Origin of the sequence: Parabacteroides sp. 20_3 (assembly GCF_964238835.1) — a bacterium.
Taxonomy (GTDB): Bacteria; Bacteroidota; Bacteroidia; order Bacteroidales; family Tannerellaceae; genus Parabacteroides; species Parabacteroides distasonis.
Map to the genome: position 1 here is coordinate 293,506 of NZ_CAXSNO010000002.1, position 17,686 is coordinate 311,191.

A 17,686-nucleotide genomic window follows, 5' to 3' on the forward strand; every position below is an offset into this window, starting at 1 on the left:
GTAAGAAGAAAAGTAAAATCAAATTCAAATAATATACTTACAACATTATTATATATAATAAAATGTTTATTTTTACACAAAATCTGTTGTTATGACAAAAGAACAATTCCTAAACGATCAGTATGTATCTGGATTTATCCAGTGGCTTCGTGATAAACTATCTAATTTCACCCATTCATATTACAATCAGAAAGAGAAGGAGGAATGGCAATGTACCTCTTTTTATGATGCTTGCCACAAATATAAATGGGGAGGTCTAAATTGGGAGGAAAACAATGCCTTATTGGAAAGTTATGCCAAACGACTTAAAGCGAGTATCCGAAATAATGACAACGAAGCTTGCCAAGATGCTTGCCTCGATATATTAAAATGGGGAGGCGTTATACGGGAAAATCAAGAAAGGATCAAGGCACAAACCAACCTTGTGAATTATCTAATGAAGGCAGAAGGGGTCTTAACCCGTGACTCTTTAGATATAAAGGATGAGATAATTATTATGAACTCAGGATTCACCAAGATTTATTCTTTATATATAAATGATTTTATCATCTACGATAGTCGTGTAGGAGCCGCTTTATGCTATTTGGTGAAACTATATTGTATAGAGCAGAAACAAGGCGGTGTCCCTTCTTCATTAAAATTCGCCTATGGTGATGCCCGAAATCCGGAGGTTAATCGGAATCCTAACAGCGACATTTACAAATTCTCTAAACTTGATCGAGGAAAAATCCATATTGAATGCAACCTTAAAGCCAATTGGCTATTAAAAGAAGTATTAAACTTCCCAGAATGCCAATTTAAAGACATGCGTTCTCTGGAAGCAGCCCTCTTCATGATCGGGTATGCAATTCCAAAAGAGCAAGAACAGCAAACATTAAAAACATACCGAATTATGAAATTAGCAGAAGCTCTCAGCTTACGAGCTGATTTACAAAAAAGAATATCACAACTGGAAGTCCGGCTAAAAAACAATGCCCGGATTCAAGAAGGTGAAGAGCCCGCAGAAGATCCACGGGGGCTTATGGATGAGTTGAATAATAATCTGAATGATTTGGAGACACTGATTTTCAGAATCAACCGAACCAACATGGCTACCCTTGCAGAAGGTACAAGCCTTACGGAAATGATCGCAAAGAAAGATATCTTAGCATTGCGCATCTCCGTCCTTCGTTCCGTCACGCAATCGGCAACGGGCAGTTTAGAACGTTATTCGGCAAATGAAATCCGTTATGTCCGCACAATAAATGTGGCAGATTTACAAAAAGAAATAGATTCATATTCCAAGCAATTACGTGAATTGGACGTGAAGATCCAACAGCTAAATTGGTTGACGGAACTGATATAAAGCATAATTTAGGTAGTTCTTTTTAAATAGGGCGAGTATATCTCTGGCAATTGAGAATGAATTGTCGAACCTACTGCGAATGGAAGCGAGAGCGGAGCATAGCGCAAAAAGAATCGTAATGCTCAGTATTGTTACAAGCTCAAGCCACAGGTTGCATTGTTACTACCGCATACTGACTATAAAGAGAATGAGGGCGGGTCGGAGGGATTTTCTTTTAAGCAGGCATTTAATTATGGGCATCCTAATGGATATGGAGAAACAGGTCGCTGGCGGTATGACACTTATGGAGAAATTTTGGTGTGATTATCCTATTTGCCCATCAGATTAAGGTAATTCTGATCGGTAAACATTATCTTCGCGTATCATATAAAACAAACATTAAATACTATGATCTGTTTCCCGAATGCCAAGATAAACCTAGGTCTGAACGTGGTAAGCAAACGTCCGGACGGTTATCATAATATAGAGACCATCTTCTATCCGATCCCCGTGAAGGATGCCCTCGAGATCGTCGCCTCGGATCAGCCCAGTTTCACCGGGACCGGAATCCCGGTAGACGCTCCCCAAGAGAAGAACCTCGTCATAAAAGCGCTGAACGCCCTAAAGACGAGATACGAGATTCCCCCGCTAGAGATCCATTTGTTGAAAGCGATACCTTTTGGCGCCGGGCTTGGAGGAGGTTCCACCGATGCCGCTTTTATGTTGAAGCTGGTCAATGATTTCTGCGGTTTGGATATTCACCCGGATGAGTTGGAGGCGATAGCGTCCACCATCGGAGCCGATTGCCCGTTCTTTATCCGTAACACGCCGGTATTCGCGACCGGCACGGGAAACCAATTCGAGCCCGTGGACTTATCCTTGAAGGATTATTATCTATGCTTGGTAAAACCGGATGTAGCCGTCTCCACCCCCGAAGCCTATTCGATGGTAACACCCGCCACGCCCGAGACCTCCTTGAAAGAGATCATCCGGCTACCGGTATCCGAATGGAAAGAGCGGATGGTGAACGATTTCGAGCGGAGCGTATTCCCGAAACATCCCGTGATCGAGCGGATCAAGGATACCTTATACGAGGGAGGCGCCTTATATGCCGCCATGTCCGGCTCCGGATCGTCCGTGTTCGGTTTGTTCGAAAAACCAACCCATTTCAAGGAACAATCCCTGTTCAGCGATTGTTTTCTATGGGAAGGACAATTATCATGAATCAAATAGAGACTTTTTTTGATACGATGGCGGAACGCTGGGACGCTGTCTGCGTACATGATCCGGGAAAAATCCGGACGATATTGGATCGTACCAACCTGCGGCAGAACGCCCGCATCCTCGATGTCGGTTGCGGCACGGGGATATTGGAAAGTTACCTGCTGCCGTACGAGCCCCGGCAAATCGTAGCGATCGATATAGCGGGCCAAATGATCGAGAAAGCACGCGTGAAATATCCGGATCATCCGCTCATCGAGTTCCTCCAAGAGGACGCTATGAGCTACGAGGGGAAAGGATTCGACTATATTATCCTGTATAGCGCCTACCCGCATTTCATGCGGCCGGAACGGTTGATCGAGCATATGAGCGACTTGCTCGTGCCCGGCGGTAAATTGGTTATCTGCCACAGCGAGAGCAAGGAAAAGATCAATACGCACCACCATCGGCACGCCGATCGATTATCGTTGCCTTTGCCCCCGGCCCGAGAGGTGGCGGCATTGATGGAGCCTTATCTTCTTCCGCTCGTCGTAGAGGATACCGAACAGCTTTACATCGTTTGCGGAAAACGTTTATCCTAAACTAATTATATATGAACAGAAAAACTAACTTAATTCCGGCATTGCTTCTTTCCGCCCTTTCGCTTTACGCCATGGAAGACGTGAAAGTAACGCAATTCCAGCACGCAGGCCCGTTCACGGTCAACAAGCCGATCCTAGCGGACAGCCTCAACGTAAACGGCAAGCCTTTCGAGGCGAAGAATCTATTAAAAGCGACCTTACCGTTCGAGCAAACGCTTGCGAACGCCACGGTACTCGACGCTGACACGGCAGGCGCGATCACCTTCGCCGCCCCGCAAAAGGGATATGCCTTGCATCTATTCTCTTTCTTCTTGAACAGCGACCGGTACGTAAAAGGCACGCTCGATATATCGGGTCCCGGGGCGTTCGAAGTATTCGTCAATGATAAACCAGTCGGAGCCTCTTCCGAGTTGGTGATGGAACCCCGCCGCTATCAAGTAGTCGTTAAATACCTGACAGCGGAAACAGACACTTGTCCTCCCAGCCTAAAGGCTACCTTCAAGAGCGAGGCGGAAGCGAAAGTCGTAGCTTCCTTGAACCCGGAGAAACGCTACACCCTTCTGAATATCCTAGAAGGAAAGGATTTCCAAGGCGTAAGTGTCTCCCCGAACGGGAAGTATGCCTTGGTAAAATACGTCAATCGATACCCGGAGGGCAAGAGCGAATCGTACGGGCAATTGATGGATGCCGCTACGGGACGGGTCTTATTGCAAGACGGAGGTTTCTTGACAACCGCCAAATGGATGCCTAAAAGCAATCGATTGTATTACACCCGCACCGGTCTGGACGGTACGGAGTTGGTAACCGTAGATCCGTCTACCTACCAACAAACGGTATTAGTCCCGAACCTTCCGAAAGGGCGGTTCGTATTCACCCCCGATGAGTCCACGCTTCTCTATACCGTAGAAGAGGAAGGTCCCAAGGAAGGGACGGACTTGATCCGTGTATTAGAGCCGGCAGACCGTATCCCGGGTTTCCGTGACCGCTCCTTTATCTGGCGGTATGACTTAAAAACAGGTTTGTACGAGCAACTTACTTTCGGGCATACGGACACTTATATCAATGATATCAGCGCTGATAGCCGCTATCTATTGTTCAGCACCAGCGACCGGGTGTACACCTCCTTGCCGCACTCCCGCAACTCCCTTTATAAATTGGATTTGCAGACCATGGCGATCGATACGATCTGGGAGAAAGCCCCGTACGTAAACCAAGCCGCCTTCTCGCCCGACGGTAAACAGTTATTGGTAGCTGGGGCAGGCGACGCTTTCGACGGAATCGGACGAAATATCAAGCAAGGACAGATCTCCAACTCGTACGACGGGCAGTTATTCCTATACGATCTGGCAAGCCGTAAAGCCTCCCCTCTCACCAAGGATTTCAATCCGAACGTGATCGATGCCGTATGGAACCGCTTCAACGGGCAAATCTATATCCTCTGTGAGGATGAGGATTACCAACGGATTTATACGTGCGACCCGGCAAACGGGAAGATCAAGCAAGTAGCCGCCTCCGAGGATATTATCATGTCGTATGCGTTGGCCGACAACGCTCCGGTTCTCTTCTATTACGGACAGAGCGCGTCCAACGCCAACCGCCTTTACGCTTACGACCTGAAAGGTGGAAAGAACCGCTTGGTGTATGATCTCTCGCAAGATAAATTAAAAGATATCGCCTTAGGCGAGGTACACGACTGGAACTTCAAGTCGGATGACGGTACGACGATCCAAGGTCGTTATTACCTACCGCCTCATTTCGATCCGAATAAGAAATATCCGATGATCGTTTATTACTATGGCGGTACTTCCCCGACGAACCGTGCGCTGGAGATGCGTTATTCCATGCATATGTACGCCGCTCTCGGATACGTGATCTACACCTTGAACCCTAGCGGAACGACGGGCTTCGGACAGGAATTCGCCGCCCGCCACGTGAACGCATGGGGCCTGAAGACCGCCGATGAGATCATCCAAGGTACCAAGCTGTTCTGCAAGGAGCATTCTTTCGTGAACGAGAAGAAGATCGGTTGCATCGGTGCCAGCTACGGCGGATTCATGACACAATACCTACAAACCCGTACGGACATTTTCGCCGCCGCTATCAGCCATGCCGGTATTAGCGCATTGAGTAGCTATTGGGGAGAAGGTTATTGGGGATATGGCTATTGCTCCGTAGCGAATGCCGGGACTTATCCTTGGAACGCCCCGGAGTTCTTTACCAAGCAAAGCCCGTTGTTCAACGCCGATAAGATCAAGACCCCGCTCCTGTTGCTTCACGGCAACGCCGATACGAACGTACCCATCGGGGAAAGTATCCAGATGTTCGCCGCCTTGAAGATCCTAGGGAAAACCGTGGAATTCGTGCAGGTGGATGGCGAGAATCATGGTATCGTAGGCTATCAGAAACGTATAGGCTGGCAAAATACCATCTACGCATGGTTCGCCAAATGGCTGAAAGACGAGCCGGAATGGTGGAAAGCCTTATATCCGGATCGTACTTTATAAGAATATTTATTTGAACGAAAGCGTCTGTGTCTCCCGCAAGGGAATCGCAGGCGCTTTATTCGTTTGCTCAACCCCGGCTGTCATCCGGATCAGCTCCGTTTACGAACGGTAATTTTGATACAAAGATCCGTAATATATATACATATACTTGAGATAAATCCGAATATCTTTGTGATGTCAAACAATAACGATATCCTCATGAAAACAAAAGCAATCGCACTCTTCCTGCTAGGCTTCATACCAGCCTTCGCACAAGATATCCCAACTTCTAAAACAGAACAAAATATGGACAGAATCGAACGCTGTAAAAAGAATTACACCGAGCTATTCGGAGGCGAGGCATTGACCGGACAAGGAACAGATCCGGAAATGATGGACATTCTCCAGAAATTCATCTTCGGGGAGGTATTCCGCACAGGAGATCTTGATAAAAAGACCCGGGAGCTTATCACTTGCACCATATTAGCCACGATGCAAACCTTGCCCCAACTGAACGCCCACGCCAAAGCGGCGCTAAACGTAGGCGTCACTCCCATCGAGCTACGGGAGGCAATATATCTATGTGCCCCGTTCATCGGTTTCCCGAAGACATTGAATGCCTTAAATACCATCAATGAAGTCTTTAAGCAACAAGGCATCGCTTTGCCTCTGGAGAGACAAGCTACCGTTACGGAAGAAGATCGCCACGAGAAAGGACAAGCCATACAAAGCCGGCTTTACGGCGAGGGAATCAAAGAGGCCATGAGGAACGTCCCGGGAAATATGGGTCCGGAAGTAGAGCGATTCCTCACCGAATTCTGCTTCGGAGATATCTATACTCGCAACGGGCTAGACCTCAAAACCCGGGAGTTACTGGCTTATTGCATACTAACGACCCTTGAAGCCGAAAGCCAACTACACTCGCATCTCGAAGGGAACTTACTGGCCGGCAATAGCAAGGAGACCTTAACGGCGGCGGTTATACAATGTCTTCCTTATATCGGCTTCCCTTCCGCTATCAAAGCGTTGAAGATCATTAAGGAGTCCTCTCAGCCCGCCCCTGAGAAGAACTTAGTCCGCCTATCCAAGATCACGGTCGATCCCGCCCAGTTGGAACGTTATAACGCCTTTCTGAAAGAAGAGATCGAGGCTTCCATGCGTCTAGAGCCGGGTGTTCTTACACTGTATGCCGTATCGGAGAAAGAAGATCCGCATAAAGTAACCATCCTAGAGATTTACGCGGATCAAGACGCTTATAAAAGCCATATCCAAACGCCCCATTTCCAGAAATACAAACAAGGAACATTACAGATGGTGCAAGAGTTGGAACTGGTAGATAGCACGCCCCTGATCCCCGGACTAAAGATAAAATAAAACAAGAATCCCCGCTTTCCGGCACGAAGCCATCTAAGCGGGGATTCCATATATCCATGAAAATCTAAATTACTTGTTATTCGATCATTTGATATTCGGATTCAATTTATGCCATTCGGAAATAGCGGGAAGCACGCCCATAGCGATCACCTCGTCACGTAAAGCGCAAAGGTGCTTGTAGCTCTTCTCCAAGGCAGCCTCTTCTTCCGGTGTACCATGCACCTCTTTCAACGTTACGCCGTCTTTCGTAATCGAGGTCTCCCAAGCCATCATGATATGATCGAACTTACCGTTTGATACATAAGCGCCAGCCGGCCAACGGAACGGTTTACCACCCATTGCCGCAGCGATCATCTCGATAGATACATACGACGGGCTTTGGAAGGAAGAACGGCCACGCAAGGCGATAATGTTCGCGCCACCCTTCGTAACCTTTGTCTGTATCTCCGCCCATTGATCTTTCGTCAAGGCATCCGTACCGATAAGCTCAGTTAAAGGTTTACCATCCACTTTAGCGGTAGAGGCGAAAACAGCCATTTGCTCGCCATGGCCACCATACGTACGGCAATTCTCAACCTGATCCATAGAGATACCGAAATGTTTTGCCAACTCACTGCGTAAACGAGTAGAATCCAATGCGGCCAACGTCGTAACCTGAGAAGGTTTCAAGCCGGAATACAATAAGGTAATCAAACCGGTAATATCCGCCGGGTTAAAGATAACCACGATATGCTTTACGTCCGGGCAATAAGCCTTTACGTTCTTGCCGAACTCCTCGGCGATAGCGGCGTTTCCTTTTAGGAGATCCTCACGGGTCATACCTGCCTTTCTTGCGGCACCACCGGAGTTAACGATATATTTAGCGCCAGTCAAAGCCTCCTTGATGTCTGAGGTAAAAGTGATGTTTACACCCTCGAAACCACAATGGAATAATTCCTCGGCAACTCCCTCCAAACCCGGTGCGTAAGGGTCGTACAAACAAATGTTGGAAGTTAGTCCCATCATAATAGCGGTCTGTGCCATATTAGAACCGATCATACCTGCTGCGCCGACAATCGTCAGCTTCTCGTCTGTGAGTGTTTTCATAAGAAACCTTGTTTTTAAATGTTTATTTTTCTTTTCGACACAAAGATACGAGATTGAGAACTCTTGTCCTAATCATAAAAACGAATCCCCCATAAATAAAAGTTATGAATAGCGTCTCTATGATTATTCCAAGATTATCACGTACCTTTGCATTATGAAAACATTTAAACTAGACAATTGGTTGCCCACAACGAAGAAAGAAGTCGAGGCACGGGGATGGGATTACCTCGACGTGATCCTTTTCTCGGGAGACGCCTATGTGGATCACCCCTCTTTCGGGGCGGCCGTGATCGGTCGTGTATTGGAAGCGGAAGGATTACGGGTAGCGATCGTACCGCAACCGGATTGGCGGGGAGATTACCGGGATTTCAAGAAGCTCGGCGTTCCCCGGCTTTTCTTCGGTGTATCCGCCGGTGCCATGGATTCAATGATCAACCATTATACTGCCAATAAGCGATTACGCAGCGACGACGCCTATACGCCGGACCAACGTCCGGGAATGCGCCCGGATTATCCGAGCATTGTCTATACTAAAATACTGAAAGAATTGTATCCGGATGTCCCCGTCGTATTGGGTAGCATCGAGGCCTCATTACGCCGGCTTACGCATTACGATTATTGGCAAGATAAGCTATTACCGGGAATCCTTGCCAGTAGCCCGGCCGATTTATTGATTTACGGCATGGGCGAGAAGCCTATCAAGGAGTTGGTGCGCCGCCTAAAGTCCGGCATTCCTTTCAACGAGATCAAGGACATCCGCCAAACGGTTTATCTGGCAGACAAAGAGGATGCGAAAGACGATGATATCGTGCTCTTCTCACACGAGGAATGCCTAAAAGATAAATTGAAACAAGCGAAGAATTTCCGGTATATCGAAGAGGAATCCAACAAATACAATGCCTCACGTATCTTGCAAAAGGTAGGAAAGCAAGTGATTGTGGTGAATCCTCCCTTCCCTCCAATGACGGAAGCGGAGATAGATGCCTCCTACGACCTTCCCTACACCCGCTTGCCGCATCCCAAATATAAAGGGAAAGTGATACCGGCTTTCGAGATGATCAAGTTCTCGGTGAATATCCACCGGGGTTGTTTCGGAGGATGTGCGTTCTGTACCATATCGGCGCATCAAGGGAAGTTCATCGCCTCCCGAAGCAAGGAATCGATCTTGAAGGAAGTGAAAGCGATTACCGAAATGCCGGATTTCAAGGGATATCTAAGCGATTTGGGAGGCCCTTCCGCCAATATGTACCGTATGAAGGGGAAAGATGAGCGGATTTGCGCCAAATGCAAGAAACCGTCTTGCATCTCCCCCGTCGTTTGCAAGAACTTGAACGCGGACCATACGCCGCTACTGGATATCTACAAAGCGGTAGATAGACTTCCCGGGATCAAGAAATCGTTTATCGGAAGCGGCGTACGCTATGACCTCTTATTGCACCGTTATGCGGATGAGTCTTTAAACAAGGCAGCTCAAACCTATACCGAGGAATTAATCGCCCGCCACGTATCCGGCCGTTTGAAAGTGGCCCCGGAGCATACGCAAGACGAGGTGTTGAAACAAATGCGTAAACCGTCTTTCTCGCAATTCGGACAGTTCAAGAAGATATTCGATAAGGTAAACCGGCAATACGGGTTGAACCAGCAACTCATCCCCTATTTCATTTCCAGCCATCCGGGATGTACCGAGGCGGATATGGCGGAACTGGCAGTGATCACCAAGAGCTTGCATTTCCAGTTGGAGCAAGTACAAGACTTCACGCCTACGCCGATGACATTGGCTACGGAGATGTATTATACCGGATATCATCCTTATACGTTGGAGAAAGTATATACGGCCCGCTCAAAAGAACAAAAGTTGGCACAACGCCAGTTCTTCTTCTGGTATAAACCCGAGTCACGCCGTCAGATCATGCAAGTATTGCAAAAGATGGGACGAAAGGATTTGATTGAGAAATTATTCGGACAGAGGGGTGACATGAATCCCGCTCCCAGAAAAAGAAGATAATAGGCTTTTGAGATTAGCTGTATCGATGAATTACGAGAGTAGTCGCATCGTATCACGGGAGTAGTCTTGATGGATAACGAGAGTAGTCTCGACAAGTGATGAGACTACTCTCGTTATTCCTTATGATTATTCTTTCACGGCGATCACCTCGATCTCTACCAAACCATTCTTCGGCAGTGTCTTAACGGCTACCGCCGAACGTGCGGGAAACGCACCTTCGAACTGAGAGGCGTATACCTCGTTCATAACGGCGAAGTCGCCCATATCCGCTAAAAATACGGTTGTTTTTACGACATCATTGATGCTATAACCTGCCTCTGCCAAGATAGCGTGAACATTCTTGAACGCTTGGGCGGTTTGTTCCTTTACGGATCCCTCAACGAAAAGTCCCGTAGCAGGATCGATACCCAGCTGTCCGGAAGCGAACAGCATATTGCCTACTTGCACCGCTTGGCTATACGGACCGATAGCGGCGGGAGCGTTTTTTGTAGCGATAACTTTCTTCATTTTCTTCTTTAGTTTATATACATATTATTATTGTTGCTCGTTCATACGTTGGCGAACCACTTCGTACACCAGAATGGAAGTGGCTACAGATACATTCAAGGAGCCGATCGTTCCGAATTGCGGAATCTTTACCATATTATCGCAGATGCGCAAGTTCTCCTGAGACACACCCGTATCCTCCGCTCCCATCACGATCGCTACCGGTCCTTCATACTTCACCGCCGTATAATTCTCCGCCGCTTTCTCGCTGGCGGCAAATACCTTCACCCCGCTTTGCTGCAAGAAACGGATCGCTTGGTTGATACTCTTCTCCTTACAAACCGGCAATACATGCAAGGCGCCGGCAGAGGTCTTGATCGCATCGGCGTTTACCGAAACGCTTCCTTTTGCCGGAATCACGATCGCATCGACTCCCGCACACTCGCAGGTACGGGCAATAGCGCCGAAATTACGCACGTCCGTAACCCCATCCAGCAATACGATGAAAGGATCTTTTCCTTGCTCATACACAAAAGGAATGATATCTTCCAAGCTCTGGTAGGTAACCGCCGACATAAAAGCGATCACCCCCTGATGATTCTTTCGAGTCAAACGATCCAAGCGTTCAGCCGGAACACGTTGTACCGGTATCTCACGGCCTCTCAGTACCTCAAATAACTCTTTGGATAGATCCCCTTGTAAATCCCTTTTCACAAGGATCTTATCTACCTCCTTATCAGCCTGTATAGCCTCAATCACGGCACGAATGCCGAACACCATCTCGTTTTCTTTCATACTTTATATAACGCAAAACTATTAATTTCACAAATGTAGGGATAAATAATCAATTCTTCAAACCTTCAGCCTTCGCATAGCATTCCCGGCATAAAGGCTCGTATTCGGATTGTTCCCCTAAGAAGACCCGTTTATCATTTCCCACGATACGATGGGATACGTAAGCCAAACGTCCGCATTTCACGCAGATGGCATGCACTTTCGTCACCTCATCGGCGATAGCGCATAGCTCCGGCATAGGACCGAAAGGAACTCCCTTATAGTCCATGTCCAACCCAGCCACGATCACCCGGATACCGTTAGCGGCCAATTGATTGCACACGTTTACCAATCCCTCATCGAAAAACTGGGCCTCGTCTATCCCCACCACATCGATCTCGGAAGTGAACAATAGGATACTGGAGGAAGAATCCACCGGAGTAGAAGGAATCGAATTACTATCGTGCGAGACCACGTTATCCTGCGAATAACGGGTATCGATCGCAGGCTTGAAAATCTCCACCCGCTGCTTGGCGAATTTAGCCCGTTTCAAACGGCGGATAAGCTCCTCCGTCTTACCGGAAAACATGGAACCGCAAATCACCTCGATCCGCCCTTGTCCCGGATACTGGAATATATGTTCTTCTGAAGGCAATGTCATTACTTTCTCCTTTTTTGCCGGCAAAAGTACATAAAAAAGCGGAACCGCGGAAGTTTACTCACCGTATCACCGGTTCTAATTGTCACTGCACAGGCGTTGCAGTGGGCACTGCCTATAGTGATACACGGTGTAAGGCATCCATCGTCCGCCTCGTTATAAATTAAGGTTGGGCTGGTCTATTTTCCAGTTGAGCGACGGTATCTTCCGGTTCAGTAAAAATCCGCCTTATTCCTTCATCCATTGCCTCTATTTTTGCCCGGTAACAAATAACTAGGTATATCTTATGAGAAGAATTTCATACATCCTGCTTCTGGGCATCCTTTTATCGGCATGCCAAAAGAACACAAAGTCCGAAGGCACGAACTTACCTGTCGAGGTGATCTCTCCAATAAAAAAGACAGAGATCGGCAGAAGTCGTGAATACACCTTTTTATCAAGGCCCTACAATGAGACGGTCCTATCTTTCCGCATCAATGGCCCCGTCTTGAATTTCGACTTACGGCCCGGACAAGCGTTCTCCAAAGGCAGCACGATCCTCTCGATCGATAACCGTGACTTCTTGATTCGCAAGCAGCAAACAGAGGCGCTCTATTCGCAAACCAACCAAGAGTATAAACGGATCGAGGCCCTTTACAAAAAGAATAACATCTCCGGAAGTAATTATGAGAAGGCGAAAGCGGATTTCCTTGTTGCCAAATCCAATTACGAGACCGCCGTCAACGCCCTAAGCGATACCCATCTGTCCGCCCCTTACGACGGATATATCCAAAATATCCATATCGAACCTTTCCAAAACGTGAAAGCGACCGAGCCAATCCTTACCTTCATAGAACTGGACAGGCTCAAGATCGAGACCTATATACCAGAGGAAGTCGCCTTACACTTATATGATAAAGAAAAACAGAAGCTATGTCAAATAGGAATCCATTTCGATACGGCTCCCGAACGGACAATCACCCCTTCCGATTTATATGTGTCTAAAAGTACGACAAACAATAACCTCTCTTATCTGCTGACTGCCATTGTCCCTAATCCAGATATGGAATGGCTGGGTGGAATGAGTGGAATCCTCTCGATCGACCTACCCAAAGAAGAGCGGTCTCAAAATCTATGGCTTCCCTTAACGGCTATCTGCCATCGCCCCCAAAAAGGAGATTATGTATGGGTGGTCAAAGGAGACAAGGTAAACTCCGTTCCCGTCAAACTCGGTGAGCAAAGAAATAACCAGATAGAGATCGTGGAAGGAATCACGGAAAATGACCTTGTCGTATTGACAAGGCAACGTTTCCTTTCCGAAAATAGTACCGTAACCATCCAAAAATAAGTAAGATGCAAAAATTCATCAAATATTTCCTGAAAAACAAAGCGGTTACATGGCTCCTGCTAGTCCTGATCTTGGCAGGGGGACTGTTCTCTTACGCAAAGATGGGAAAACTGGAAGATGCCCCGTTTACGATCAAGCAAGCCTTGGTACTTACCCCTTATCCCGGCGCCTCCCCCTCGGAAGTTCAGTCCCAAGTGACGGATGTGCTGGAAGAAGCCATTCAATCCTTAGGCGAGTTATACTATCTGAAGACAGAGAACCGGGCTGGACTTTCCAAGATCACGGTCTACGTGAAAAAGGAAATCCGGGCCGACGAGATGCAGCAGTTATGGGATAAACTACGCCGAAAGGTAAACGACGTACAAGGCAAATTACCTTCCGGAGCGGGAACCTCCATCGTCAATGATGATTTTGGCGATGTATTGGGTGTTTTCTACGGATTGACCGGAGAATCTTATACCTATCGGGAACTGGAGGATCAAGCCAAACTGATCAAAGACGATTTACTGAAAGTAAAAGACGTGGCAAAGGTAGAGATCTACGGCATACAAACTCCCGTAATCGATATCCGGATAAACCCCACGATCTTATCCAATCGGGGTATTACGACAGCTGATATCAAACGGGCGTTCGACGGACAGAATAAAGTGGTAGACGCCGGGAGTATTCGCAACGGGGAGACTCGCATACGTATCGAATCCACCGGTAATTTTTACTCCTTGGATGATATCCGTAACCTTACGATCGTATCTCATTCCGGCGAGCATTTCCGGCTAGGCGATATCGCCCGTATCGAAGAGGGTTACCAGACTCCGCCCCAAAACTTCATGCGCATCAATAACAAGCAAGCGGTCGGTATCGCTATCTCTACCATACCGACCGGGAACGTGGTCGATATGGCCAAGGCCGTGAAAAAGCGTATTCAATCATTTTCGGAGACCATGCCCAAGGGTTTTGAGCTCACCTCCATATACGACCAAGGATATGAGTCTGCCGTGGCCAACCAAGGATTTATCTTGAACTTGATCATCTCCGTCGTGACCGTAGTAGCAATCTTATTGTTCTTTATCGGTTTCAAAAACGGCCTTTTGATCGGTAGCGGATTGGTTTTCTCCATCTTCGCCACTTTAATTGTCATGTTCGCCAACGGGATCGCCTTGCAACGAATGTCTCTTGCCGCTATCATCATCGCGATGGGTATGTTGGTAGATAACGCCATCGTAGTATCGGACTCTGCCTTGGTAAATATGCAACGAGGCATGCGCAAACGTATCGCGATCATGAGGGCTTGCTCATCCACCGCCCTGCCTCTACTGGCGGCTACGGCTATCGCGATCCTCACGTTCTTGCCCATTTACTATTCACCGCATATCACGGGCGAATTACTTTCATCCTTAGTGATCGTGATCGGAGTATCCTTGATGTTCAGCTGGGTGTTCGCGCTTACGCAAACCCCACTCTTCATCCAAGAGTTTGTACGGCGCCCCAGACCGGACGAGTTAACAGGGGAATTATTCTCCGGAAAATACTATGATTATTTTCGGTCTTCCCTACGCCTTGTCATCAAATACCGATACGCTACAGTAGGTATCTTAACCGTTCTATTGGTTATCTCCGCATGGAGTTTCCTGTTTATCCCGAAAGTGTTCGTGCCCTCGCTCGATAAGCAGTATTTCACTTTAGATATGTGGCTACCGGAAGGTACAGCCATCGAGGAAACTGATCGATACGCTACTGATATGGCCGAATCCATCCAAGAATATTCGCAGACGGAAATGGTTTCCTCTTATATCGGACGGACACCGCCCCGTTATTATCTATCGAACGTTAGCTTCGGTCCCCAACCAAACTATGCCCAATTATTGGTAAAATGTAAGACATCCGGAGAGGCCCGGGAATTGCATGCCTTGCTACAAGACTCTATTCGCTTAAAATATCCGGAACCGCTCATCAAGGTGAACAAGTTTGAGTTAAGCCCGCTTACGGAAGCCTTGATAGAAGCCCGTTTCCTCGGACCGGACCCGGCGATATTGGACTCTTTGGCTGGAGTAGCTATCGACATTATGCGAAGGAACCCGAAAGTAGCCGATGCCCGGAATGAATGGGGTAATATGACCTATATGATACGCCCGGTATATGATCCGGTAAAAGCCAGTTCCTTAGGTATCACCAAGGCCAATTTGATGGAATCCGTCAAATCCATCGAGGAAGGTGCGGTTATCGGGATTTACCGGGATGAGGAAAAGAAAGTCCCGGTCTTATTGAAATCGGAGACGAGCGGAATCAATGATCCCCATTCATTAGGCGATTTCTCGGTCTGGAATGGAGAGAAATCCGCTCCTTTGTCGCAAGTAACCCAACAAGTAACCTCTACATGGGAATATCCGCAGATCAAAACCTACAACCGACAATTGTCTATGGCAGCGATGTGTGGCGTGAAAAACGGTTACACCATGTCTGAGGTACACGGTGAGATTCGGGAAGAGATCGAGAAAATGAACCTGCCCCAAGGATATAGCTTCTTCTGGGATTCACAATACAAAGACCAGACAGAGGGATTGCAAGCCCTTGTCAAATTCTTCCCGTTGGCTTTCTTGATGTTGGTTGTTATATTGGTCGCTTTATTCTCCAATTTCCGTCAACCGATAATCATCCTTTGCGTGCTCCCTCTCTCCTTAATCGGGGTAGCGATCGGTATGTTACTTACCGGGTTCGATTTCGGCTTTTTCCCGATCGCCGGATGGTTGGGACTCTTGGGTATGATTATCAAAAACGTAATCGTATTATTAGACGAGATTAACACGCAACGTCGTAACGGTATCTCTCCATACGACTCGATCATAGAGGCAACCATCTCAAGGACTCGCCCGGTCTTGATGGCGGCTACCACGACTATTCTAGGAATGGTGCCTTTACTTTTCGACGTAGCGTTCGGTGGAATGGCGGCGACTATTATCTTCGGACTCACCTTCGCCACCTTACTTACGTTATTCGTAACCCCGACGTTATACGCATTGTTTTACCGGATTCATTCACCTCACAAATAAACGATAAAAATGGACAAAGTATATATTATCAGCGGTCTCTTATCCTTCCTATCCTTCCCGTTAATCGCACAAAACAGCGATTATCAAGCGCAATATAGGGAAAAAGTCTTGGAATACAACCAAGACTTGAAAGCAGCGGGATACAACGAGGCCATGAAACAGGAAATGATAAAATCGGCCCGTGCGGATTTCAAACCGAAACTCTCGGCGGGAGGTAATTTCAATTATACCGGTAATCCGCTAGAATTATCGATTGATTTGCCATCTATGAGTTCCCCCCTTTATTTTCAAGGTAAAGATCTGAAATATGGGGCGACTCTCTCCCTATCACAACCGATTTATACCGGAGGCGGCATTCGTGCCAACTACCAAAAAGCACGGAAGGAAAAAGAGTTGGCATCCAATGAATCCAATCGTATAAAAAGCAATACCCTACACGACGCCGATATCTACTATTGGAACGCAGTAGCCCAACACGAGCTGGTTTTCGAGGCACAGGCATTTCGTACATCTATACAGCAACTGGTAGAGGTCGTACGCCACCGGGTAGAAGTCGAATATATCGATCGAAACGACCTTCTTATGGCGGAGGTAAAACTAAACGACGCAGATTTCCAGTTATTGCAAACTCGTGATAACGCCGAGATCGCACGTTTAGCCCTTAATTCTTTCGCTGGTGTAAACCCGAGCGATACCTTGCCGATCGATCATTCCGTAATCGCCCTCAAACAATTTATCCCTTTATCGGATGAGATAGATAACGCGATAACCAGCAGGCCGGAATACCGGATCGCCCAAAACAAGATCGAGTTACAGGAATCATCCCGGAAAATAGCAGATGCCCGTTTCTTACCCCAATTCCATATTGGAGTAGATGGAAGTTATTCCTCACCGGGCTATAACTTCAAATCCGACCTAGATCCGAACTATGCGATCTACGCCAAGTTCAGTATCCCGCTCTTCGAATGGGGAAAACGTAAGAGTACCCGCAACGCTTCCTCGTACGCCATCAATATGGCTCAACAGAATCTCAGCAAGGCGCAAGATAAGATCCGGCTGGAAATACAAACCGCCCATTACAACTATAAGCAAGCTATCGATAAAGTCAAACTAACCGAGAGTTCATTATCAAAAGCATCCGAAAGTGAACAAATGGCCATGGAGCGTTATAAGGAGGGGAATGTTTCCATCGTCGAGGTTATCAACGCTCAACTATATCATCAGCAAGCTCAGGTTAATTATATACAATCCAAACTAAACGCACAGATGGCGAAGACGGATTTCGAACGGGCAATTTATTATCTTCGCGAAAAAGAATAG

General features: G+C 47.3%; 13 protein-coding genes. 9 read left to right on the plus strand and 4 right to left on the minus strand.

Going from position 1 to position 17,686, the window contains the following annotated elements:
- Window positions 1-91: 91 nt before the first annotated feature.
- The 5 genes from ACESPU_RS05060 (at window position 92) to ACESPU_RS05080 (ending at window position 6,983) form a co-directional block, all read left to right on the plus strand.
- Window positions 92-1,345 (plus strand): DIP1984 family protein, encoded by a 1,254-nt coding sequence (locus ACESPU_RS05060; RefSeq protein WP_306439183.1) that lies wholly within the window; start codon window positions 92-94, stop codon window positions 1,343-1,345.
- A 387-nt stretch (window positions 1,346-1,732) separates the two neighbouring features.
- Window positions 1,733-2,548, plus strand: coding sequence for a 4-(cytidine 5'-diphospho)-2-C-methyl-D-erythritol kinase (ispE, locus tag ACESPU_RS05065; RefSeq protein WP_158532529.1), 816 nt, complete (start codon window positions 1,733-1,735; stop codon window positions 2,546-2,548).
- Entirely contained in the window at window positions 2,545-3,126 is a 582-nt protein-coding gene (locus ACESPU_RS05070) for a class I SAM-dependent methyltransferase (protein WP_146374881.1), read from the plus strand. The genes ispE and ACESPU_RS05070 overlap by 4 nt, the downstream gene beginning before the upstream one ends.
- 11 nt (window positions 3,127-3,137) lie before the next feature.
- On the plus strand, window positions 3,138-5,630 hold the full coding sequence (locus tag ACESPU_RS05075; RefSeq protein ID WP_158532528.1) for a prolyl oligopeptidase family serine peptidase: 2,493 nt from the start codon (window positions 3,138-3,140) through the stop codon (window positions 5,628-5,630).
- 198 nt (window positions 5,631-5,828) lie between these two features.
- Window positions 5,829-6,983 carry a carboxymuconolactone decarboxylase family protein gene (locus ACESPU_RS05080; protein WP_087345009.1) on the plus strand — a complete coding sequence of 385 codons (1,155 nt, stop codon included), beginning with the start codon at window positions 5,829-5,831 and terminating at the stop codon, window positions 6,981-6,983.
- A gap of 84 nt (window positions 6,984-7,067) precedes the next feature.
- Here the strand turns inward: ACESPU_RS05080 and ACESPU_RS05085 are convergent, their stop codons facing one another.
- Window positions 7,068-8,069 carry a malate dehydrogenase gene (locus tag ACESPU_RS05085; protein ID WP_005862899.1) on the minus strand — a complete coding sequence of 334 codons (1,002 nt, stop codon included), beginning with the start codon at window positions 8,067-8,069 and terminating at the stop codon, window positions 7,068-7,070.
- 154 nt (window positions 8,070-8,223) lie between these two features.
- Here ACESPU_RS05085 and ACESPU_RS05090 point away from each other — a divergent pair, with 154 nt between their 5' ends.
- A complete protein-coding gene (locus ACESPU_RS05090; RefSeq protein ID WP_122144226.1) occupies window positions 8,224-10,074 on the plus strand; it encodes a YgiQ family radical SAM protein in 1,851 nt (616 codons plus the stop codon).
- 126 nt (window positions 10,075-10,200) lie between these two features.
- Here ACESPU_RS05090 and ACESPU_RS05095 read toward each other — a convergent pair whose 3' ends face one another.
- From ACESPU_RS05095 to ACESPU_RS05105, 3 genes are read right to left on the minus strand one after another with little or no spacing between them, the layout of a single operon-like run.
- Window positions 10,201-10,581 carry a RidA family protein gene (locus ACESPU_RS05095; protein ID WP_005862903.1) on the minus strand — a complete coding sequence of 127 codons (381 nt, stop codon included), beginning with the start codon at window positions 10,579-10,581 and terminating at the stop codon, window positions 10,201-10,203.
- A gap of 27 nt (window positions 10,582-10,608) precedes the next feature.
- Window positions 10,609-11,355 (minus strand): 23S rRNA (guanosine(2251)-2'-O)-methyltransferase RlmB, encoded by a 747-nt coding sequence (rlmB, locus tag ACESPU_RS05100; protein WP_036628747.1) that lies wholly within the window; start codon window positions 11,353-11,355, stop codon window positions 10,609-10,611.
- A gap of 49 nt (window positions 11,356-11,404) precedes the next feature.
- The gene (locus ACESPU_RS05105; RefSeq protein WP_005857603.1) at window positions 11,405-11,995 is read right to left on the minus strand and encodes a thymidine kinase; all 591 of its coding nucleotides are present in this window, start codon (window positions 11,993-11,995) and stop codon (window positions 11,405-11,407) included.
- Window positions 11,996-12,278: 283 nt separating this feature from the next.
- Between ACESPU_RS05105 and ACESPU_RS05110 the strand changes: the two genes are divergently transcribed.
- Genes ACESPU_RS05110 through ACESPU_RS05120 form a run of 3 tightly spaced genes read left to right on the plus strand, consistent with a single transcriptional unit; the run spans window position 12,279 to window position 17,686 of the window.
- On the plus strand, window positions 12,279-13,319 hold the full coding sequence (locus ACESPU_RS05110) for an efflux RND transporter periplasmic adaptor subunit (protein WP_158532527.1): 1,041 nt from the start codon (window positions 12,279-12,281) through the stop codon (window positions 13,317-13,319).
- A gap of 5 nt (window positions 13,320-13,324) precedes the next feature.
- Window positions 13,325-16,366, plus strand: a complete 3,042-nt coding sequence (locus ACESPU_RS05115) for an efflux RND transporter permease subunit (protein WP_158532526.1) — start codon at window positions 13,325-13,327, stop codon at window positions 16,364-16,366.
- A 9-nt stretch (window positions 16,367-16,375) separates the two neighbouring features.
- On the plus strand, window positions 16,376-17,686 hold the full coding sequence (locus ACESPU_RS05120; RefSeq protein ID WP_044544955.1) for a TolC family protein: 1,311 nt from the start codon (window positions 16,376-16,378) through the stop codon (window positions 17,684-17,686).